21 protein-coding genes and 2 pseudogenes are annotated in these 20,896 nt (G+C 69.8%); 6 read left to right on the top strand and 17 right to left on the bottom strand.

Annotation, left to right across the window (positions count from 1 at the left end; genetic code table 11):
• Position 1 precedes the first annotated feature (1 nt).
• The 10 genes from ACFY1U_RS31080 to ACFY1U_RS31035 all read right to left on the bottom strand — a co-directional run bounded on the left by ACFY1U_RS31080 (position 2) and on the right by ACFY1U_RS31035 (position 9,840).
• Positions 2–964 (bottom strand): aromatase/cyclase, encoded by a 963-nt coding sequence (locus tag ACFY1U_RS31080; RefSeq protein ID WP_390697447.1) that lies wholly within the window; start codon positions 962–964, stop codon positions 2–4.
• A 64-nt stretch (positions 965–1,028) separates the two neighbouring features.
• Positions 1,029–1,850 (bottom strand): 3-oxoacyl-ACP reductase FabG, encoded by an 822-nt coding sequence (gene fabG, locus ACFY1U_RS31075; protein WP_390697446.1) that lies wholly within the window; start codon positions 1,848–1,850, stop codon positions 1,029–1,031.
• Between the two features lie 20 nt (positions 1,851–1,870).
• Positions 1,871–2,128 (bottom strand): acyl carrier protein, encoded by a 258-nt coding sequence (locus ACFY1U_RS31070; RefSeq protein ID WP_390697445.1) that lies wholly within the window; start codon positions 2,126–2,128, stop codon positions 1,871–1,873.
• A 91-nt stretch (positions 2,129–2,219) separates the two neighbouring features.
• Positions 2,220–3,431 carry a ketosynthase chain-length factor gene (locus ACFY1U_RS31065; RefSeq protein WP_390697444.1) on the bottom strand — a complete coding sequence of 404 codons (1,212 nt, stop codon included), beginning with the start codon at positions 3,429–3,431 and terminating at the stop codon, positions 2,220–2,222.
• Positions 3,428–4,699 carry a beta-ketoacyl-[acyl-carrier-protein] synthase family protein gene (locus ACFY1U_RS31060; protein ID WP_390697443.1) on the bottom strand — a complete coding sequence of 424 codons (1,272 nt, stop codon included), beginning with the start codon at positions 4,697–4,699 and terminating at the stop codon, positions 3,428–3,430. Before ACFY1U_RS31060 ends, ACFY1U_RS31065 begins: the two co-directional genes overlap by 4 nt.
• Complete coding sequence (locus tag ACFY1U_RS31055) at positions 4,696–5,022, bottom strand: TcmI family type II polyketide cyclase (protein ID WP_126395648.1); 327 nt, start codon at positions 5,020–5,022, stop codon at positions 4,696–4,698. The genes ACFY1U_RS31060 and ACFY1U_RS31055 overlap by 4 nt, the downstream gene beginning before the upstream one ends.
• Before the next feature lie 75 nt (positions 5,023–5,097).
• A complete protein-coding gene (locus ACFY1U_RS31050) occupies positions 5,098–6,573 on the bottom strand; it encodes an FAD-dependent monooxygenase (protein ID WP_390697442.1) in 1,476 nt (491 codons plus the stop codon).
• A gap of 114 nt (positions 6,574–6,687) precedes the next feature.
• Positions 6,688–8,466, bottom strand: coding sequence for an acetyl/propionyl/methylcrotonyl-CoA carboxylase subunit alpha (locus ACFY1U_RS31045; protein WP_390697441.1), 1,779 nt, complete (start codon positions 8,464–8,466; stop codon positions 6,688–6,690).
• A gap of 211 nt (positions 8,467–8,677) precedes the next feature.
• Positions 8,678–9,130: a redox-sensitive transcriptional activator SoxR gene (gene soxR / locus ACFY1U_RS31040; RefSeq protein ID WP_390697440.1), complete on the bottom strand. Its 453-nt coding sequence runs from the start codon at positions 9,128–9,130 to the stop codon at positions 8,678–8,680.
• Positions 9,127–9,840: a DsbA family protein gene (locus ACFY1U_RS31035; RefSeq protein WP_390697439.1), complete on the bottom strand. Its 714-nt coding sequence runs from the start codon at positions 9,838–9,840 to the stop codon at positions 9,127–9,129. Before ACFY1U_RS31035 ends, soxR begins: the two co-directional genes overlap by 4 nt.
• Before the next feature lie 64 nt (positions 9,841–9,904).
• Between ACFY1U_RS31035 and ACFY1U_RS31030 the strand changes: the two genes are divergently transcribed.
• Complete coding sequence (locus tag ACFY1U_RS31030; protein ID WP_390697438.1) at positions 9,905–10,315, top strand: winged helix-turn-helix transcriptional regulator; 411 nt, start codon at positions 9,905–9,907, stop codon at positions 10,313–10,315.
• Positions 10,316–10,486: 171 nt separating this feature from the next.
• A pseudogene (locus ACFY1U_RS31025) lies at positions 10,487–10,631 on the top strand (IS110 family transposase); the annotation flags it as partial.
• Positions 10,632–10,642: 11 nt separating this feature from the next.
• Here ACFY1U_RS31025 and ACFY1U_RS31020 read toward each other — a convergent pair.
• Positions 10,643–11,302 carry an antibiotic biosynthesis monooxygenase family protein gene (locus ACFY1U_RS31020; RefSeq protein WP_390697437.1) on the bottom strand — a complete coding sequence of 220 codons (660 nt, stop codon included), beginning with the start codon at positions 11,300–11,302 and terminating at the stop codon, positions 10,643–10,645.
• A gap of 284 nt (positions 11,303–11,586) precedes the next feature.
• Here ACFY1U_RS31020 and ACFY1U_RS31015 point away from each other — a divergent pair, with 284 nt between their 5' ends.
• The 4 genes and pseudogenes from ACFY1U_RS31015 (at position 11,587) to ACFY1U_RS31000 (ending at position 15,580) form a co-directional block, all read left to right on the top strand.
• Positions 11,587–13,221, top strand: coding sequence for an NAD(P)H-binding protein (locus ACFY1U_RS31015; protein WP_390697436.1), 1,635 nt, complete (start codon positions 11,587–11,589; stop codon positions 13,219–13,221).
• A 283-nt stretch (positions 13,222–13,504) separates the two neighbouring features.
• Positions 13,505–14,410, top strand: a complete 906-nt coding sequence (locus tag ACFY1U_RS31010; RefSeq protein WP_390697435.1) for a zinc-binding dehydrogenase — start codon at positions 13,505–13,507, stop codon at positions 14,408–14,410.
• A 63-nt stretch (positions 14,411–14,473) separates the two neighbouring features.
• Positions 14,474–14,942: pseudogene (locus ACFY1U_RS31005) on the top strand (substrate-binding domain-containing protein); the annotation flags it as partial.
• A 224-nt stretch (positions 14,943–15,166) separates the two neighbouring features.
• The gene (locus ACFY1U_RS31000; protein WP_390697434.1) at positions 15,167–15,580 is read left to right on the top strand and encodes a DUF6069 family protein; all 414 of its coding nucleotides are present in this window, start codon (positions 15,167–15,169) and stop codon (positions 15,578–15,580) included.
• 68 nt (positions 15,581–15,648) lie between these two features.
• Here the strand turns inward: ACFY1U_RS31000 and ACFY1U_RS30995 are convergent, their stop codons facing one another.
• The 6 genes from ACFY1U_RS30995 to ACFY1U_RS30970 form a co-directional block, all read right to left on the bottom strand.
• Entirely contained in the window at positions 15,649–16,302 is a 654-nt protein-coding gene (locus ACFY1U_RS30995) for a CoA transferase subunit B (RefSeq protein ID WP_390697433.1), read from the bottom strand.
• Entirely contained in the window at positions 16,299–17,081 is a 783-nt protein-coding gene (locus ACFY1U_RS30990; RefSeq protein WP_390697432.1) for a CoA transferase subunit A, read from the bottom strand. Before ACFY1U_RS30990 ends, ACFY1U_RS30995 begins: the two co-directional genes overlap by 4 nt.
• 34 nt (positions 17,082–17,115) lie before the next feature.
• Complete coding sequence (locus ACFY1U_RS30985; protein ID WP_390697431.1) at positions 17,116–17,865, bottom strand: SDR family NAD(P)-dependent oxidoreductase; 750 nt, start codon at positions 17,863–17,865, stop codon at positions 17,116–17,118.
• A complete protein-coding gene (locus tag ACFY1U_RS30980; RefSeq protein WP_390697430.1) occupies positions 17,862–18,833 on the bottom strand; it encodes a fumarylacetoacetate hydrolase family protein in 972 nt (323 codons plus the stop codon). Before ACFY1U_RS30980 ends, ACFY1U_RS30985 begins: the two co-directional genes overlap by 4 nt.
• 103 nt (positions 18,834–18,936) lie before the next feature.
• Positions 18,937–19,875, bottom strand: a complete 939-nt coding sequence (locus ACFY1U_RS30975; protein WP_390697429.1) for a VOC family protein — start codon at positions 19,873–19,875, stop codon at positions 18,937–18,939.
• Between the two features lie 13 nt (positions 19,876–19,888).
• A complete protein-coding gene (locus tag ACFY1U_RS30970) occupies positions 19,889–20,878 on the bottom strand; it encodes an amidohydrolase family protein (RefSeq protein WP_390697764.1) in 990 nt (329 codons plus the stop codon).
• Positions 20,879–20,896: the final 18 nt, after the last annotated feature.

The raw sequence follows: 20,896 nt of genomic DNA, 5'->3' as shown, positions 1-20,896 counted from the left end.
GTCAGCCCTTGGCTTCGGCGTAGTCCTTGGCGTGGCCCAGCGTGGCCAGGCTGTTGGTGCTCAGCGCGCCCTGGACGTACTCGCGGGCCTCGGCGACGCCGGCCTCGGGGCCGAGGACGCGGGCGATGTTCTCCGGGTTGATCACCACGGTGTGCTGCGAGGACGCGGTGGTGACGACGGTGCCGTCCGCCTCCTCGTGCTCCACGAACGTCCAGTACCCGGTGTGCAGGGACATCAGCGCGGGCAGGGTGATCTGCTTGTACGCGATCTTGTGGTGGGGGAAGGTCACCCGGATGGACTTCGTGGTGTGCGTGGAACCGTCCTTGGCCCGGGTGTCCATCTCCAGGGTCTGCAGACCGTTGGCGTCTTCTTCGAACCGGACCTTGGCCACGTGCGGCAGTCGCTCGGCCCACAACTGGGCCTCGTTGACGAAGTCGAAGGCGTTCTTGGCGGAGCCGTTGATCCGGACGCTGTCCTCGAAGGACAGCAGCAGCTCCCGGGACTGGGCGACGGCCAGTTCCACATTGCCCTTCAGAGCCGCCAGTTCGGAGCGGGAGTTGCGGTCGACGGCGTTGTCGATCCACTCCAGGCTCTTCGGGTCGTCGTCGACCGCGCGGTAGTCGTGCAGCAGACGGACCCGGGACTCGCTGTCCGAGAGCGTCTCGATGACCCAGGTGCCGCCCATCGTGGCCACCGGAGGGGTCGATATCGTCTGGCGGAAACCGATCCGCAGGGCGTCGGGGTCGAGGGTGCGGCGCGAGGTCCAGTTCTTGGGCTCGCCGTTGGCGGTGGCCCAGATCCGGATGACCTCCTCCTTCTCACCGCGTTCCACATGGTCCACGTGGATGGTCGGTGGGAAGATCCTCGGCCAGTTCTCGACCTCGGCGATGAGCCGGTACACGTCGGCGGCCGGTGCCGCCACGACGATCTCGTGCTCGACCTCGCGAAGTGCGCTGGGGGGCATGTCTGTTCTCCTTTCCGGCGGGGATCCCAAGGAGCCCGAGGGGCGGGTGCCGTACGGTCGGCGGTCAGAAGTTGCCGAGCCCGCCGCAGACGTTGAGGGCCTGCGAGGTGATGGAGGCAGCGGGGTCGGACGCCAGGTAGCCGACGAGACCCGCGACCTCCTCAGGGCTGGAATAGCGGCCGAGCGGGATCTTCGCGGAGAACTTCTCCATGATCGCCTCCTCGGTGGTGTCGTAGGCCGCGGCATAGCCCTGCCGGACGCGCTGCGCCATCGGCGTCTCGACATAGCCCGGGCAGACCGCGTTGACGGTGATGCCGGTCGGCGCCAGCTCATTGCCCAGGGCCTTGGTGAAACCGACGACACCGTGCTTGGAGGCCGAGTAGGGGGCGCCCAGGACCACGCCCTGCTTACCGGCCGTCGAGGCGATGTTGATGATGCGCCCGCGCTTCTTCTGACGCATGCCACCGGTGTTGAGGACTTCCTTGGTCATCCGGAAGACGCTGTGGAGGTTGGTGTCGATGACGTCCTGCCACAGCTCCTCGTCGATGTCGGCGGTGACCCCACCACCGGACCGGCCGGCGTTGTTGACCAGCACGTCGACGGTGCCGAAGCGCTCGACGGCGGCTTCGACGAACTGTCGCACCGCGTCCGCCGAACGGACGTCGAGGACGGCGCCGTCCACGTCGAGGCCTTCCTCGCGCAGCTCCTTGACGGTGGCGGCGACGTTCTCGGCGTTCCGGGCGCCGATGAACACCCGATGGCCGGTCGAGGCCAGCAGCCGGGCGACGGCGAGCCCGATACCGCTCGTGGCACCGGAGACGAGCGCGACCTTCTGCGTCGTTTCGCCGGCGGTGTCCCGCTGTTCGGCGACAGGGGTGACGGTCATGTTCTTCCTCCGTGCTCGGTTCAGGCCGCGGCGGCGAGGTGGCTGTTGACCAGGTCGATGAGTGCGCGCGGCGTCGTCACGTCGGCCATCGCCGACTCGTCCAGCGAGATGTCGTACTCACGCTCGATGCGGCTGCTGGTCTCCAGCAGGGCGAGGGACTCGTAGCCCAGGTCCACGAATTCCATGTCGAGGATCTCGCCGTCGAGATCGACGCCGTCGTCGGCGCCCGCGCCTTCGAGGAGGATCCGCTTGAGGTCGGCGAGAGTGAACGGGGACATGTTTGTTTCCCTTCCGGTCGTCGGGGTGTGCGGTGGGGGTGTGGTGTGTGAGCGGGGCGCGCCCGGTCGGCGGCCCGTGCCGTCGGGCGGGTCAGACGGCCCGTACGACGAGCGCGGAGTTGAAACCGCCGTGGCCGCGGGCCAGTACCAGGGCGCTGCGCACGGGAAGACGGCGGGGCTCGCCGATGACCAGGTCGAGGTCATGGTCGGCGGATGGTTCGACGTTGCTGGTCGGCGGTACGACACCGTCCTGGACGGCCAGGAGCGCGGTCGCGACATCGAGGGCGGCGGCACCGGAGTAGAGCCGGCCGGTCATGGTCTTCGGCGCGGTCACGGGCACCCCGCGCGGGCCGAAGACCGCGGTGATCGCCTCCGCCTCCGCGCGGTCCAGTTCCGGGATGGCCGCCGCGTCCGCGAACACCACGTCGATGTCCGACGGCTGGGCCCCGGCGTCCGCCAGAGCCAGCTCGATCGCCTTGCCCAGCCCGGGCTCACGGCCGGTTTCCGGCGCGGGGTCGAAGGTCGCGGCGTAGCCGGCGATCTCGCCGTACACGCGGGCTCCGCGCCGACGGGCCGCCGCCGCGTCCTCCACGATCAGGATGGCGCCGCCCTCGCCCGGCACATGTCCCCGCGCCTGAGCGTCGAACGGGACATAGGCCCGCGCGGGATCGTCGCTGGTGCTCAGACGGCCCCCGGCGAGCTGGGCCACCCAACCCCAGGTGCAGATCGAGGCGTCGACACCGCCGGAGACGACGAGCGGGGTCCCCTTGCGGATCTGGCGCCTGGCCTGTGCGAGCGCGTCCAGTCCGCCGGCCTGGTCGCTCACGACCACTCCGCTGGGGCCCTTCATTCCGTTGCGGATCGAGATCTGGCCGCTGTTGACGGCGTAGAACCAGGCGAACGACTGGTAGGCGCTGACGTACTCGCTGCCCTGGGACCACAGTTTGCGCAGTTCGCCCTGGCCGAACTCGAAGCCGCCGGAGGAACTGGCCGTGACCACACCCATGTCGAAGGCGGGCAGTTCACCCGGCTCGACCCCGGCGTCCCGCAGGGCCCAGTCGGCCGCCGCCAGCGCGAGCTGGGTCATCCGGTCGGTCTGCGGGATCAGACGGCCCGGGATGTGTTCCTGCGCGACGAAGCCGGGAACCTCACCCGCCAGCCGCGCCGGATAGGAACTCGGGTCGAAGCGGGTGATCGGGCCGATCCCGCTCCGGCCGACCAGCGTGGCCTTCCAGTACTCGTCCGTGCCCAGGCCGTTGGGCGCGGCCACACCGAGGCCGGTCACCACCGCCGAGGCGCTCATGCGACCCTCCGGTCGGGTCGGGCCAGCACCATGGCGCTCTGGAAACCGCCGAAACCGCTGCCGACGGTGAGCACGGCGTCCGTGAGCTGGTCGCGCGCCTCCAGCGGGACGTAGTCCAGGTCGCACTCGGGGTCGGGGGTGTGCAGGTTGGCGGTGGGCGGCACCGTGTTGTTCTCCATGGCGAGGGCGGACGCGGCGATCTCGATCGCGCCGATCGCGCCGAGCGAGTGTCCGACCATCGACTTGATGGAGCTGACCGGGGTCCGATAGGCGTGTTCGCCGAGGCTTCGCTTGAACGCCGCCGTCTCATGACGGTCGTTCTGCTTGGTCCCCGAGCCATGGGCATTGATGTAGTCGATCTGGTCACCGGACATCCGCGCCTCGTCGAGTGCGACCCGGATCGCCTCGGCCATCTCCGCGCCGTCCGGCCGCAGACCGGTCATGTGGTACGCGTTGCTGCGCGTGGCGTACCCCGCGATCTCGGCGTACACATGGGCGCCGCGCGCGGCGGCACTCTCCAGCTCCTCCAGGACGAACACCGCCGCTCCCTCGCCCAGCACGAATCCGTTGCGGGTGCCGTCGAAGGGGCGGGAGGCCCGCTCCGGTTCGTCGTGCCGGGGCGTGGTCGCCTTGATGGCGTCGAAGCACGCCATGGTGATCGGGGAGATCGGCGCGTCCGTCGCCCCGGCGATCATGACGTCCACGGAACCCTCACGGATCAGCTCGACGGCATGACCGACCGAGTCCAGGCCCGAGGTGCAGCCCGTGGACACCACCGTGCTGGGACCCCGGGCACCGACCGTCCGCGCGACCTCGGCGGTGAAGGAACTGGGCACCAGGTACTCGTACAGATGGGGTACGGCGTACTCGTGGTCGACGAGTTCCAGCCGACCGCCGTCACTGACGATCCGGTACTCCTGGTCGAGGCCCGTCGTGGCGCCCACGGCGCTGCCGATGGTGACGCCGACCCGGAAGGGATCGTAGGAGTCGAGCTCGATCCCGCTGTCCGCGACCGCACCGCGCGCCGCGACGACCGCGAACTGCGCGGCCCGGTCCATGCGCCGCACCTCCTGCGGCCGCAGTCCGTGCATCTCGGGATGGAAGTCGATCTCCGCCGCGACCTGGGAGCGGAACGGCGAAGGATCGAAGAAGGTGATGCGCCGGGTCGCGGTCCGTCCCCCGCTCAGCAGCTCCCAGAAGTTCTTGACACCGACACCGCCGGGAGCGAGGACCTCCATCCCGGTGATGACGACCCGTCGCCCGTTCACCGTGCCTCCCAGTGGTAGAAGCGGGTGGCCATGGCGTCGGCCGGGGAGCGCCAGGTCGCCGGGTCGTAGGCCTCGATGAAGGGCTTCAGGTCGTCGCTGATGGCGACGAACCGCGGGTCCGTCCTGGCCTCCTGGATGAGCCGGTCGCCGTTGTCCTCGGCGAAGTCCTGGAGGTGGAAGTAGAGGCCCCGGTACGAGAAGAGCTGACGACGTCGGGTGCCCATGCGGTGGGGCATGTCCGTCGTGTCGAAGGCACTGAACAGCTGTGCCACGTCAGCGCTGGAGTCCGGAGCCATCCGGGCGACGATCAGGGTACTGTGCATGCTTCTCTCGCTTTCCTGTGCTTTTCCTTCGTTTCCTGCGGTTTCCGGTACGGGACACCGGCTCCGGAGGAAGGCCTAGCCGGCGGGGCCGAACCAGCGGTCCAGGGCCATGGGCAGATCGCTGTGGCAGCCGGGCGCTGCCCACGCCACGTAGCCGTCGGGACGGATCAGCACGGCGGTGGTGCCCGCGAGCTCACTGTCCTCGGCGAGGTCCTGCGGCTGCCCGGTCACGATGTCCACGCGGTCCCGCCACCGGGCGGCGCGGCGCCGAAGCTCCGCATTGTCGGCCAGGTCGAGCAGGACACCGCGCCCCGCGTGCAGGGCCTGCGTGCTGCTGCCGACGCTCCTGCCGGTGCTGTCGGACAGCTTCAGGTGCGGCATACGGCGACCGAGCAGCGGATGCCGGCCCCCGGCGACCGGATACCGGATCTCCAGACCGCTGACCATCCCGGCGAGGTGCCGGCTCACCGGCAGATAGGTGATCAACTCGGTGAACACGTCGCGCAGCGGCTGCACTTCGGGCCCGCTCAGGAAGAGCAGCCCCTGGGCGCGGGTGTTCATCAACAGCCGCTTGCCGACCGGGTGGCGCTCGTCGTGATAGGTGTCCAGCAGGGACTCGGGTGCCCGGCCCCGTACCACGGCGGCGAGCTTCCAGCCCAGGTTCACGGCGTCCTGGATGCTGGTGTTCATCCCCTGGCCGCCTGCCGGGAGGTGGATGTGCGCAGAGTCGCCGGCCAGGAAGACCCGACCCTGCCGGTACTCGGTGACCTGGCGCGTGGCATCGCCGAACGAACTGACCCAGACCGGCTCACCGTGCGAGATGTCGTCGCCGGTGAGGCGCTTCCAGGCCGCCGCCACCTCGTCGTAGGAGGGCGGCGTCTCCCGCCGCTGCGGTGGCGTGCCCCGTTCGCACACGATCAGCCGGGTGATCCCACCGGGCAGCGGACCGACCATCACCATGCCGCCCGGCAGCGTCTCACCGATCATGCGGGGCTCGAGGTCGAGCCCCTTCACATCGGCGAGGAACATCTCCAACGTGGCCGGTGTGCCCGGGAAGTCGAAGCCCACGGTCTTGCGCACGACGCTGCGCCCGCCGTCACAGCCCACCAGGTAACCGGCGGTCAACTGGTGTACGCCGTCCGGCCCTTGGACCTCGACCTCCACCACATCACCGGTGTCCTTGAGGGACAGCAGCTCATGCCGGCGCCGGATGTCCGCGCCCAGTTCCTCGGCCCAGTTCTCCAGAACCGTCTCCGTGTGGGACTGCGGCACGGTCTTGGCGGCCTGGTGAGCGCCGTCGAGCACGGCGAAGTCGACGGGCAGACCACCGAAGTGGCCCTGGTTGCTGATCTCGATGTCACCGAACCGCGAGAGCAGCCCCCGCTGGTCGAAGACCTCCATGGTGCGCGCCGTGAACCCCAGGCCCCTGGACTCACCCGTCCGTGCGGCCAGGCGCTCGATGACGACGACGTCGACACCCGCCAGCCGTAGCTCTCCGGCCAGCATCAACCCGGCCGGCCCCGCTCCGACGACAATTACTTCGGCGTCCATATGTTCTCCTCGGTCGACCACGGTCACAATTCAGCGGATTTCAGGCGCACATGTCGGCAAGCAGCCCGGCGGATCAGAACTGTGGCCCGGATGGTTCGCGGCCCGGATGGTTCGTCAGTCTTTGATGTCGCAGATGACCGCGCCCTGGGCCACGGCGGCCCCGACCTCGATTCCGAGGTCCTTGACAGTGCCCGCTTTGTGCGCGTTCAGGGGCTGTTCCATCTTCATGGCTTCGAGGACGACGACCAGGTCGCCTTCCTCGATCTCCTGGCCTTCCTCGGCGGCGACCTTGACGATGGTGCCCTGCATGGGGGAGGTGAGGGTGTCGCCGGAGGCGGCGGGGCCGGACTTCTTGGCGGCACGGCGTTTGGGCTTGGCTCCGGCGGCCAGGCCGGTGCGGGCGAGGGTCATGCCGAGGGAGGCGGGGAGGGAGACCTCCAGGCGTTTGCCGCCGACCTCGACGACGACGGTTTCGCGGCCGGCCTCGTCCTCGGCCTCGGGGGTGTCGGCTGGGGCCGTGAAGGGCTCGATGCCGCCCGCGAACTCGGTTTCGATCCAGCGGGTGTGGACGGTGAACGGGTCGGTGGAGCCGGTGAGTTCGGGGGCGAACGCCGGGTCGGTGACGACCGCGCGGTGGAAGGGAAGGGCGGTGGCCATGCCTTCGACGGTGAACTCGCTCAGGGCGCGGGCGGCACGCTGGAGGGCCTGCCCGCGGGTGGCGCCGGTGACGATCAGCTTGGCGAGCAGGGAGTCCCAGGCGGGGCCGATGACGCTGCCGGATTCGACGCCGGCGTCGAGGCGGACGCCGGGGCCGGTGGGCGGGGTGAAGGTGGTGACGGTGCCGGGGGCGGGCAGGAAGCCTCGGCCGGGGTCCTCGCCGTTGATGCGGAACTCGAACGAGTGGCCGCGCAGGGGCGGGTCGTCGTAGCCGAGTTCCTCGCCGTCGGCGATGCGGAACATCTCGCGGACCAGGTCGATGCCGGCGACCTCCTCGGTGACCGGGTGCTCGACCTGCAGGCGGGTGTTGACCTCCAGGAAGGAGATGGTGCCGTCGTTGCCGACGAGGAACTCCACAGTGCCCGCGCCGACGTAGCCGGCCTCCTTCAGGATCGCCTTGGAGGCGCGGTACAGCTCGGCGTTCTGTTCGGCGGTCAGGAAGGGGGCGGGGGCTTCTTCGACGAGTTTCTGGTGGCGGCGCTGCAGGGAGCAGTCGCGGGTGGAGACGACCACCACGTTGCCGTGGGAGTCGGCCAGGCACTGGGTCTCGACGTGGCGGGGCTTGTCGAGGTAGCGCTCGACGAAGCACTCGCCGCGGCCGAAGGCGGCGACCGCCTCGCGGACGGCCGAGTCGTACAGCTCGGGGACTTCTTCGAGGGTACGGGCGACTTTCAGGCCGCGTCCGCCACCGCCGAAGGCGGCCTTGATGGCGATGGGCAGGCCGTGCTCCTCGGCGAAGGCGACGACCTCCTCGGGGCCCGAGACCGGGTCGGGTGTCCCCACCACAAGGGGTGCGCCCGCGCGTTGGGCGATGTGACGGGCCGCCACTTTGTCGCCGAGGTCGCGGATGGCCTGCGGGGGCGGGCCGATCCAGATCAGGCCCGCGTCCAGGACCGCCTGTGCGAATTCGGCGTTCTCCGAGAGGAAGCCGTAGCCCGGGTGCACGGCGTCCGCCCCACACTCACGGGCCGCACCCAGCACCTTCTCGATGTCGAGGTAGCTCGTGGCCGGAGTGTCGCCGCCGAGGGCGAACGCCTCGTCCGCGGCGCGGACATGCAGAGCGTCCCGGTCCGGGTCGGCGTAGACGGCCACGCTCGCGATACCGGCATCCCGGCACGCACGCGCCACACGGACGGCTATTTCGCCGCGATTGGAGATCAGGACCTTTTCCGGCATGGAAACACCACCTCAAGAAAACCACTCTCCTCGGAGTGCCGAGGAAAGAGAATTGGTGAGTGGTGTAAATCCTCTTCGTTTCCGCACGGGCAGGTCAAGGCGAGAAATAAAGAGGACCGTGATGAATCATCAGAAGAATGTCAAGGCGTCCGCACGAACCATGGGTAACGTCAAAGGAATCTCAATCGCCGCGCTGAAACCCTGCGGGGTTTCAGCGCATACCGAGGCGATGGGCGCCCGGCCCCTTCTCACCAAGCACGTCATAGGGGTTGGCCAACTGGCACCGCTCCAGGGTGAGGCAGCCGCAGCCGATGCAGTCGGTCAGGGCGTCGCGGAGGGCGATCAACTGCTCGATGCGCCGGGTCAGATCCTCGTACCAGTGCTCCGAGACGCGGGCCCAGTCCTCCGGAGTCGGAGTACGGCCTTCGGGTAGCAGGTCGAGGACCTCCCGGATCGCCGCGAGCGGTATGCCGAGACGCTGGGACACCCGGATGAACGAGACCCGCCGGAGCGTGTCCCGCGCATAACGGCGCTGGTTCCCGGAGGTGCGCGCGCTGCGGACCAGTCCCTGCCGCTCGTAGAAGCGCAACGTGGAGGTGGGCACACCGGCGCGCCGCGCGAACTGACTGATGGTCATCTGCGTCGCCGGCCGCGGACCGCTCATGCGCCGGAGTCCGCGGAGGGGCTGACGGGACCGGGGACCCCCTGGCCGGCCCCCGAGTCGGAGCGGACGGCGTCCTCCCAGGCCCGCTGGAGCAGCGCGGTCATCTCGTCCGGGCTCTGCGGCCCGAAGACCGCGTAGGTCTCCTGAACGACGTAGCTGGGCACCCCGCGAAGACCGAGCCGCCGAGCCAGCTGCTGGTCCTGGCGGACGGAGTCGGCGTACCGGCCGCTCCTGAGCGCCTCCGCGGCCTCCTCTCGGTCGAGCCCCACTTCGCCCGCGAGGCGGACCAGGGTATCGCTGTCGGAGAGCACGGCCCCCTCGCCGGTGTAGGCCGCCATCAGCCGGCCCAGCATGAGGTCGGCGCGACCGTGGCCGGCGGCGAAATGCGTCAGGCGGTGCGCGTCGAAGGAGTTGACCACGCGGATCGCGTCGATCCGGTACTCCAGGTCCAGATCCGCGGCCATCGAGGCGACCTCCCCGAGCACCTTGGCCGCGTGCGCCTTGCTGGTGCCCATGTCGCGAGCAGACCTCTCCAGCATGGGCTGGGCGCTGTCGCGCGGTGTACTCGGATCGAGTTCGAAGCTGTGATATCGCACCGTCACCGCGTCCCGATGGTCGAACTGCGCCAGAGCGGTGTCGAACTGGGCTTTGCCGATCGGACACCAGAGGCAGACGATGTCGGACCAGATGTCCACGGTGATCTCTGTCATGACGCCAAGCCTAGGTACATGGGCTTACTGGAAGTGAGCCCATACCTCTGGGTAAGCTCAGTACATGAAGGTCCGTCACGAGCTCACACGCCATCAGTCGGCCCAGGAAAGTGACGCGTTTCACACGGACTGTCCTGGACGGCATGTCCTCAACCACGTCACCAGCCGCTGGGGTGTGCTGATCCTCAGCGCGTTGCGCGAAGGCGACCTGCGGTTCTACGAGCTACGGGACCGGATCGGCGGGATCAGCGAGAAGATGCTGTCCCAGAACCTCCGCGTGCTGTGCCGGGACGGACTGGTCAGCCGGGAGGTCGTGCCCGATTCACCGCCCCGGGTCTCGTACGGCCTGACTCCGCTCGGCAGCGGACTCGCCCAGTACACACACGCCCTCGTCGAGTGGATCACCCTGCACACTCACGACATCGTCGACGCCCAGACGGCGTATGACGCGACGGACGGCACTCCGCAGAAGTGAAGTGCCGTCAGCCGGCTCCACCGTCTTGATCGAGCCATTCGTAGGGCTGGCTCGCCCAGGGGTGCCGGGTGTGGCCATCAGTCGGCCGCCGCCTCGTGGCTTGCATCGCTTCGCCGCCCGGCACCCAGCGCAGGACCGACGCACGCAAGGTCCGCAACGCAAGAGCCCTGGTTCGCGGGCGTCGCCCCCGCGCCTCACGACTCCGGCAAGGTCAGCGGCAACCTGCACCGGCCGGTCGCCACCACCGAACGTCCTGTGGGCCCTGATCCGTGACCGGCGGTGCTACCAAGTAACACCGCCGGTGACCACGGCCGCTTGGCAGGAGCATCAGGAAGCGATGTCCTGCGCGTACCGGCAGGAGATCACGCACGGCTCGGCGAGCGCGTGGTCCTTCGCGTCCGCCAACCCGCCCGGGATGCTGGGGTGGTTCATGTAGACGTGGAAAGCATCCTCGTCCACCCATGCGGGGTTGTTGAGGAACTCCGTGCCGTCGAGGCTGACATACGGGGTGGCGGACACGAAGCCGGGAATCGTGTGCTTCCATTCCCCTGTCCTGAGCAGGACGTCATGGATCTTCATGGCCGTCTCGCGGTCCTGGACCGGTCGCGTCGCCACCACGCTGTACCCGGCTTCCTTGTCGGCGTCCGGGCCGGTGAACCCCGGGACCTGCGTTCCGACGAAAGCTGTTCGATCGGTGATCGCGGCCTTGGCGAGACACTCGGTGAAGGTGTTGCCCCGCGCCGCCACCGCGGCCGAGTACGCCTCGAGGTCCTGCTCCCGCTCCCAGCGGACCCGTGTGACGATCGTGTCCTCCGCCACACTGAGGTGGACGCGTGCGCCGAGGAACCCGGGCGCTTCGCGATACTCGCGTTCCACCGTCTCCTTGAATGCGTCCACCAACTCGACGGCGCCCCCGTCACCCGCCACCTTGATGCTGTCGAAGACGAAGATGCCCGGCTCCGGCTCCGTCAATACCATCTGGGACATTCCGAACTCCTTCGGCTCTCGGCCCTTTTCCTACGTCACCTCTGCGGCTCGACACCAGTGTGCACTGGCGGACGCCTGGAACGACACCGGCCGCACCGCAGTTGACATTTCTCTGAAGAAGCCTTACGAGCATCTGGAATTGAAGCCTTGACTGCTTCCCGGCATCACGAAGAAGCTTTCATCAGGGTCCATTCGCCGCACTCGCATGCACTCGCTCCCCGCGGACCGTCCGCCGCAGATTTCGAAAATCCGTCTTTTCTCCAGTGCCCGAGAGGAACCGCCCCATGACCGCCCAGCGCACGTTCTTGATCACCGCGGCCACCGGCAACGTGGGCCCGCACGCCGCCGCCCAGTTGCTCGCGACGGGCGCCACGGTCCGGGCCCTGGTACTGAAGGACGACCCCAACATCGCCAAGCTTCCCGAGGGCGTCGAACTGCACTATGGCGACCTGGCCGACCCCGACAGCCTCGACCCCGCTCTCGACGGCGTCCACGGTGTCTTCTGGATGTGGCCGTTCTTCACCCTGAGCGTGGAGACCGCGCCCGCCGTGCTGGCGAAGATCGAACGTCAGGCCGAAAGGATCGTGCTGGTCTCGTCGGTCGGCGTGCACATAGGCCTGGAGCGACGGGACAACAACTGCCACGCCTATCTGGAAGAGCTGATCGAGCAGACAAGTCTGGACTGGACGTTTCTCCGCACCACGGGGTTCATGGCGAACGCGTTCGGCTTCGCCGGTCAGATCAAGGGCAGCGGGACCGTGCACTTCCCGCACGGCGCGGCCGCCCGGACGTCGGTGCACGAGGGGGACCTGGCGGCCGTGGGGGTGCACGCGCTGACCGAGGACGGGCACGCGGGCAAGAAGTACCTGGTGACCGGGCCGGAGGCGCTCACCCAGGAGGAACAGGTCCACATCATCGGCGAGGTGATCGGCCGTCAACTCGGCTGGCAGGACGTCCAGGCACAGGCCGCGCGGGAGGAGATGGTGAAATCCGGCTGGCCCCCCGCGTACGCGGACGGGGCGCTGGACTACTTCGCCATGCTCACCACGCAGCCGGAAGTGGGATCCACCGTCGTGGCCGATGTCACCGGCCGGCCGGCGCGGACCTTCCGGGAATGGGTGGAGGAGCACGCCGACGCCTTCCGGGCCGAGGACACGAAGGCCCCCGCGGGCGCCGAGGGCGATGACGCCCTGGCCCTGCTGTGGGAGCGGGTCTACGACCCACTCACCACGGAGATTCTGGCGAGCCTGCCGATCGGGCGGAGCTGGCGCTGCCTGGAGGTGGGGGCAGGGGCGGGCTCCATGTCGTATTGGCTGGCCGCACAGGCCGACCAGGGCTCGGTGATCGCCCTCGACACCGACATCAGTCGGTTGGACGAGCGGCGCGCGCCGAACCTGACGGTAGTGCAACAGGACGTCGCGGAGGCCGAGTTCGAGCCGGACTCGACCGACCTCATCCTGGCCCGGGCCGTGTTCGAGCACCTGCCCAAGGCCGAGGAGACGTTTGAGCGGGTGGTGCGCTGGCTGGCGCCGGGCGGCTGGATCCTGCTGGAGGACTTCTACTTCCTGCCCAGCGAGCACGCCGTCAGCCCTGCCGCACGGGCGTTGATCGGCGCGTACTTCGCCGGCTGGAAGGCCGTGGGCGCGGACATGCACTGGGGCCGCAGGCTGCCGTCGACGTTCGCCAGGGCGGGACTGACCTCGGTCTCGATGCGGGTGACCCCGTTGGGTCCGGGACAGGACGAACTGGACAGCGAACTGATCCGGTTGCGGATGAAGCTCCAGGGCCCCGCGATGATCGAGCAGGGAGTGGTGAGCGCCGAGAACCTCGAGGCGTTCGTGGCGAGCCTCGACGACCCGCGCGACCGTGACGTCACCATGCTGCGGTTCTGCGTCTGGGGCCAGAAGCCCGAGCGATGAATGTCCGGGGCCGGGAGCCCGAGCGGTGCGGCACACCGGCGCCGGGCGAGTCGACGTCGACCAGGCCCCACATCTCCTGCCCGCCTTCCTTCGCCCGGTGTCCTGTTTCCGTCGGCACGCGGCTTCCCCCGTAGGACACTCGGTGCACCGACTGCCGACTGGGGCACGGCGAGTCCGTCCCCGCCCATCGCACACGTAAGAGGAGAGTGCCGACTTGCTCGTCGTCCAGGTAAACCGATTCGGGCCCCCCGAGGTTCTGACGCCGACTCAGGCGCCCGACCCCGTGGCCGGTGAGGGACAGGCGGTGATCGACGTCACGGTCGCCGACATCCTCTTCATCGAGACCCAGGTCAGGAACGGCTGGGGCCGGGAATTCTTCTCGGTGGAGCCGCCCTACGTACCGGGCGACGGCGTGGCCGGGCACGTGCGTGCGGTCGGCCCGGGCGTCGACCCCGGGTGGGTGGGCCGACGGGTGGCCGCCCACGCCGGCGGTTACGGAGGCTACGCCGAGCAAGTGGTCGTACCGGTCGAGGCGCTGATCCCCGTCCCGGACGGGCTGGAGCTGCCGCAGGCCGCCGCGCTCCTCAACGACGGCACGACCGCGCTGACGGTTTTCGAGGCCGCCGAGGTCACCAAGGACGACCAGGTCCTGATCACGGCGGCGGCCGGAGGGCTCGGCAGCCTGCTGGTCCAGCTGGCGCACGCGGCCGGCGCCCGCACCATCGCCGCTGCGCGCGGCGAGCGCAAACTGGCCACCGCCCACGAGCGCGGTGCCGATGTCCTCGCCGACTACTCCGACCCCGACTGGACCACACGGGTGCGGGAGGCGACAGGCGGCCGGGGCGTCGATGTCGTCTTCGACGGCGTGGGCGGGGCGGTCGGCCGAGCCGCCTTCGAACTCACGGCGCCGGGCGCCCGGTTCTCCGCGCATGGCGCGCCCAGCGGTTCCTTCACCGAGGTCGACACGCGGGCCGCACAGGAGCGGAGTGTGCGGCTCCGTGGCATCCAGGATGTGCAACGTTCCGCCGAGGACCGGCGGCGGCTGGCGGCGCAGGCTGTCGAAGCGGCGGCCCGCGGCGAGTTGCGGCCACTCATCGGCCAGACCTTCCCACTGGCACAGGCCGCCGCGGCGCACCGAGCACTGGAGGCCCGAGAGGTGATCGGTAAGGCCCTGCTCGTGGTGCCCTGACCCACCCGCCGGCCCGGGACACCGACGACTTCACCCATCACGGCTCGTCTCATGGGCGGGCGGCGCACCCGCGTGGACTTCGCGCACAGCGCTGAGGACAAGGGCGTACGGCAGGCGATGGACCACCTCGTCGAGCTGGGCCTGCCGGATCGTGCAGATCGACGGCGGCCGCGGCCCGGGCTCCGCCGACCGCCGGCGCTCCTGCCGGGCGGCCATGCGCAGCCATGTGCTGGAGGCCGAAGTGCGGGTGATTCCCGGCGAGCACACCGAGCCGTCCGGTATCGAGGCCGGACGGCTGCTGGTGGCGGAGTGCGATCAGGGTCCGCCCCTGCCGACGGCCGTTCTCGTGGGCAACGACCGTTGTGCGTGGGGCCTGTCGATGGCCCTGACTCGGGCGGGCCCCAAGACTCCCCGCGACATGTCCGTCGTTGGATACGACGACAGTCATCTCTCCCCTCTGATACCGATCGGGCTGACCACCGTGCGCCGGGACACGCGCCTCATGGCGGAGCTCGCCGTGCGGTTCGCCGGGTAACGGCTGGAGAAGCCGGAGCTGGAGCCACGGGAGGCGGTGGAGGTGTTCCACGGACTCCTGCGCGATGTGGCGCGGGAACGGTCGGCTGCCTGGGGCGAGGCCGGACAGTGGACTCCGTAGCCGCTTGAGCTTGAATCCTCAAACACATTCGTTCAGACTACCGTTTGATGCTTCAAACACTTCTCGCGGAGCCCCTCCGCCGTCCCGTCCCCGGAGTTGCCATGTCTGTTGCCTCTGACGAAGCCGTCGTCCGCCGTGGTCCACTCGTAGTGGCGGGAGGTGTGCTCGCCGCGATCGTCGTGGCCTCCGCGGCGGACGCGCTCCTTGCGCTCCTCGCCTCGGCCGCGGGCGCGCCTGACGACTTCAAGCCGCTGAAGGCGTCCTCGTACATATTCCTGACGGCGGTCGGCGTCGTGGCCGGCGCGGTCGGCTGGGCCGTTGTGCGCAGGGTGTCGAAGGATCCCCGGGCGCTGGTGCGGTGGCTGGTGCCGACGCTCGTCGTCGTGTCCTTCGTTCCCGACTTCCTGCTCTTCGGCGCCGGCGGCGCGACCGGCGTCGGGGCGCTGCTGCTGATGCATGTCGTGGTTGCGACGGCCGCGGTGTTCGCCTACCGCAAGGTCATGCCCCTGTCGTAGGAACGCGCCGGAAAACGTGGCGCGGGCAGGGACTCACCATCCCTGCCCGCAGCGCACGGACGCGTGGCTCAGGTCTTCACCGGCGCGTCCGTGCGAGCCGCGATGTCGTCCACGCTCACACCCGGCGCGCATTCGACCAGGACCAGGCCGTCGGGCGTGATGTCGAGGACGCCGAGGTCGGTGATGACGCGGTGCACGCAGCGCTCTCCTGTCAGTGGCAGGGTGCACTCCTCGACCAGCTTCGGGGTGCCGTCCTTGGCGGTGTGGTCCATCAGGACGATGACGCGGCGGGCGCCGTGGACGAGGTCCATCGCGCCGCCCATGCCCTTGACCATGGTGCCGGGGATCATCCAGTTGGCCAGGTCGCCGGCGGCGGAGACCTGCATGGCGCCGAGGACGGCCGTGTCGATGTGACCGCCGCGGATCATGCCGAAGGAGAGCGCGGAGTCGAAGAAGGACGCGCCGGGCAGGACGGTGACGGTCTCCTTGCCCGCGTTGATCAGATCAGGGTCGACCTCGTCCTCGTACGGATACGGGCCGGTGCCGAGGATGCCGTTCTCGGAGTGCAGGACGACGTGTACGCCGGGCGGGAGGTGGCCGGGGATGCGGGTGGGCAGGCCGATGCCGAGGTTGACGTAGGAGCCGTGGCTGAGTTCGGCGGCGGCGCGGGCGGCCATCTGGTCGCGGGTCCAGCCCAGTCGGGTGGGGATGGCGGTGCTCATGCGCGTACGGTCCCTCGTGTCGAAGACGCGGAAGTCAGAAGGTGTTCGATCTGCTTGGCGGTGGCCTGGGCGGCCGTCAGCTCCACCACCCGCTGCACGAAGATGCCAGGCAGATGCACCTCGTCCGGGTTCAACTCACCCGGTTCCACGAGCTGTTCGACTTCGGCGACCGTGATGCGGCCGGCCATCGCCGCGAGCGGGTTGAAGTTGGCGGCCGCCTTGCGGAAGACCAGGTTTCCGTGGGTGTCCGCGCGCCAGGCCCGTACGAGTGCGAAGTCGGTGGTGATGGCGTGTTCCAGGACATACGTCCGGTCGGCGAAGTCCCGGGTCTCCTTGGCCGGGGAGGCCACGGCCACCGCGCCGTCGGATGCGTAGCGCCAGGGGAGGCCGCCCACGGCGACCTGAGTGCCCACCCCGGCGGGCGTGTAGAACGCGGGGATACCCGCGCCGCCGGCGCGCAGCCGTTCGGCCAGTGTGCCCTGCGGGACCAGCTCCACCTCCAGTTCACCCGACAGGTACTGACGGGCGAACTCCTTGTTCTCGCCGACGTAGGACCCCGTCACGCGGGCGATCCGGCCGTCGGCCAGCAGGACGCCCAGTCCCCGTCCGTCCACGCCGCAGTTGTTCGACACGACCCGCAGGCCCGTGGCGCCCTGGGAGTGGAGGGCCTGGATGAGCACGTCGGGAATGCCGCTGAGGCCGAAGCCGCCGACGGCCAGCGACGCACCGTCGGGGATGTCGGCGACCGCCTCCACGGCGCTCGCGCAGACCTTGTCCATGGCTCAAGAGCCTTTCTGCCGTGCGTGTGCTGATTCATGCATCGGGGCGCAGGGCGTCCGAGATCGGCATCGCGCCACCGTGCGAGGTGAAGCCGCCGTCCACCGGGATCTCGGCTCCGGTGATGAAGGCGGAGTCGTCCGATAGGAGGAAGGTGACGAGCGGGGTGATCTCGTCCACCGTGCCGGTGCGGCCGAGCGGGGTCAGGCGGAGGTTCGCCTCCCGGAAGGCCGGAGCGGCGGAGGCGGTCATGTCCGTCTCGATGAAGCCGGGGTGGATGGTGTTCACGCGGATGCCGCGGGGTCCCAGTTCCATGGCGGCGGTCTTCGACAGGCCGCGCAGTGCCCACTTGGCGGCCGTGTAGGCCACCGGGTAGTGGGCGGTGAGCGCCGCCGACGAACCGACGTTCACGATCGACGCCCCCGCGCGCATCAGCGGCACCAGGTGCTGGATGCCCAGGAGCGGCCCGGTGGCGTTGACGGCGTGGACGCGGGCCATGTCCTCGGGGCGTACGTCGTCGATGCGGGCGCGCCAGGTGACGCCCGCGTTGTTGACCAGGCCGTGCACCTGCCCGTACGACTCCCGCAGTTCGGCGGTGAGTTCGGCCCAGTCCCGCTCGCTGGTGACGTCGAGGCGGCGGCAGCCGGGCCCCTCTGTCACATCGGTGGCGATCACCCGGGCTCCCTCGCGGGTGAGTGCCTCGGCCTCCGCGGCGCCCTGGCCGCCTGCCGCGCCCGTCACCACGACGACCTTGCCGAGCAGCCGCTTCGGATGGAGTCCGCTCACGGCCGCTCCCGCGAGCGGCGTCGGCCGGCTGGGACGGGTAGTGGATCGGCGCCGCGCACCACGGTGTTGGAGACAGTGCCGATGCCCTCGACGGTGAGGGTGACCGTGTCGCCCGGCTTGAGCGGCGGCGGGTCCTGCCTGCCCCGTACGCCCCACAGCTCGGCGAGGCAGCCGCCGTTGCCGCAGGTGCCCGAGCCGAGGACGTCGCCGGGGCGCACCCAGGTCCCGCGCGAGGCGTAGGCGACCATCTCCTCGAACGTCCAGCTCATGTTGGACAGCAGGTCCTTGCCGACCACCTCGCCGTTCACCGCGGCGGTCAGCCCCAGCCGCAGGAACCCGTCCTCGTCGCGGTACTCGTCCAGCTCGTCGGCGGTGACCAGGTAGGGGCCCAGGGTGGTGGCGGTGTCCTTGCCCTTGCACGGGCCGAGCCCCACCCGCATCTCGGCGGACTGCAGGTCGCGGGCGGACCAGTCGTTGAGCACGGTGTAGCCGACGATGTGCTCACGGGCCTGCTCGGGAGTGAGGTCGCGGCCCTCCCTGCCGATCACGGCGGCGACCTCGAGCTCGAAGTCCAGCACGCCGGATCCCGGCGGCACGGGGATGTCGTCCCCCGGCCCGTACACCGCGTACGGGTTGGTGAAGTAGAACGTGGGGGCCGCATACCACTGCTCGGGCACGCCCACGCTGCCGTCCACGGACCGCCGCACCCCCTCCACGTGCTCCTCGAAGGTGACGAAGTCCCGCACGGTGGGCGGCTGGAGCGGTGCCAGCAGCCGTACGTCCGAGACATGGGGGCCGGCCGGCAGGTCGGTCGTCGCGGACCCCGCGTCGAGCAGTTCGGGCAGACCGCCGCCCTCGGCGAGCAGCCCGGTGAGTGAGGCGACGCCCGGCAGGGGGTTGAGCGTGCCGTCCTCTTCGACGACGGCCACTTGGCGTCGGTTGCGGTACTCGTACGTGGCGAAACGCATGGCAGGGTCCTGTCGGCGGGAGGGCGGGCGGAGCGGGGCCGGGGGCGCGGCGGGGAGCCAGGGCATGACCGGGCTGCCGCGCCCCCGGTGACAGGGGGGCCGGTCAGACCGGTGGGGCGACGAAGACGCCGCGGTCGACGTCGTTGAAGGACTCCTTGGCGACCAGCTCGTTCATGGGGTTCGCGGTGCCCCACTGGTCGGTGACCTCGGGCTGGGAGAAGTCGTACACGTGCGGGTGCCAGGTGTCCTCGTCCAGGACCTCCAGCTCCGTCGTGTACTCGACGGTGTTGCCGTGCGGGTCGAGGAAGTAGGTGAAGGTGTTGTCGCCCGCCATGTGGCGGCCGGGGCCCCAGATCTTGCGGACGCCGGCCCGCATCACACGCCCGGAGCCGCGCATGTACTCGTCCAGGCCGCGCATCTCGAAGGAGACGTGGTGCAGGGCGGTGTGCGGTCCCTGCGCGATGGCCATCGAGTGGTGCTGGTTGGAGATCCGCATGAAGTGCATGACCTCGCCCATGTGCGGCGAGCTGAGCGTGTCGGAGAGACGGAAGCCCATGTGGCGCTCGTACCACTGTCGAGTGCGGTTCAGATCGGGGGAGTTGAGGACGACGTGCGACAACTTGACCGGGATCGACTCCTTCTCCTCGATCCTGCGGTGCTGCCGCACCTGGACGTCGGCGGAGACCTCGATGGTGCGGCCGTCGACGTCGAAGAAGCGGAAGCCGTAACCGCCGCCGGGGGTGTCCACCTTGCCCGGCTGCGAGATCAACTGCACGCCGTCGGACAGGAGTTGATCGGCGAGCGCATCCACGTCGGCCGCGCTCGCGGCACCGTAGGACACGAGGTCGAGGCGCTTCTCGTCGGCCTTGCGCAGCCGGATGACGTACTGCTCGGGGCTGCCCTCGGCGGCCAGGAAGGAGATGCCGGAGTCCTCGGCGACCTTGGTCAGACCCCATACTCCGGAGTAGAAGTCGAGCTGCTTGTCGTAGTCGGGCACGGCGAGGTCGACGTGCCGCAGGTGGGTGAGCAGGCGGTTGCTCATGGGGGGTTCCTCCTCAGGCGAGGTTGAGCAGGGCGGCGGCGTTGCCGCCCCGCACCGCGTGGAAGTCGGGCTCGGGCAGGTCCGCGGCACGCAGTGCGTCCAGCGGGTCGTCGGTGCCCATGTCGAAGGGGAAGTCGGAGCCGAGCAGGATCCGCTCCGGCCCGGCGGCCCTGAGCAACTCCCGCAGTACGTGGGGATCGTGGACGAGGGAGTCGAAGTAGAGCTGTTGCAGATAGCTGCTCGGCTCCCGTGCGCAGCCCCGGGCGTCGGGGCGGACCCGCCAGGCGTGGTCGGAGCGGCCGATGTGGGTGGGCAGATAGCCGCCACCGTGCGCCGCGATCAGCTTCAGCCCCGGATGGCGGTCCAGGACGCCGGAGAAGATCAGATGGGAGAGGGCGACCGCGTTCTCGGTGGGCTGGCCGACGGTGTTGGACAGATACCACTGGTCCAGACGCTCGTCGAGCGTGCAGCCGAACGGGTGCAGGAAGACCAGCGCGCCGGTCTCCTCCGCCCGGGACCACAAGGGCTCGTACGCGGGATCCGACAACTCGCGGCCGGGCGCGTGCGAGGAGATCTCCACCCCCTTCAGTCCCTGGTCCAGCGCGTGGTCGAGCAACTCCACGGCCAGACCGGGGTGTTGGAGAGGGACCAGGCCGAGGCCGTGCAGCCGGTCGGGCGCCTTCGCGCAGTGCGCGGCCGTGCCCTCGTTGGCCAACCGGCATACCTGCTCGGCCAGGTGAGGTTCGGCCCAGTAGTGGTAGTGCGACGGGGACGGGCTGACCAGCTGGACGTCCACGCCCTGCGCGTCCATCGCCGCCAGCCGCACGGCGACGTCCGTCAGTTTCGGCAGGCGCGTGCCGACCATCGGACCGTTCACGGCCAGGGCCGCCGGCCCGTTGCGGCGGGCGTCGAGCTCGCGGGCCTCGGCGAGCCCGGGGCGTCCGGCGACGGCCTCCTCGACCTGCGGAAGCAGGAGGTGGGCGTGGACGTCGATCGTCGGCATCGACGAGAGGCCTGCGGG

It is taken from the genome of Streptomyces sp. NPDC001351 (assembly GCF_042896045.1).
In the GTDB taxonomy this organism is placed as follows: domain Bacteria; phylum Actinomycetota; class Actinomycetes; order Streptomycetales; family Streptomycetaceae; genus Streptomyces.
The sequence above is the reverse complement of the archived record's forward strand: the minus strand, read 5'-3'. Positions and strand labels throughout refer to the sequence as shown.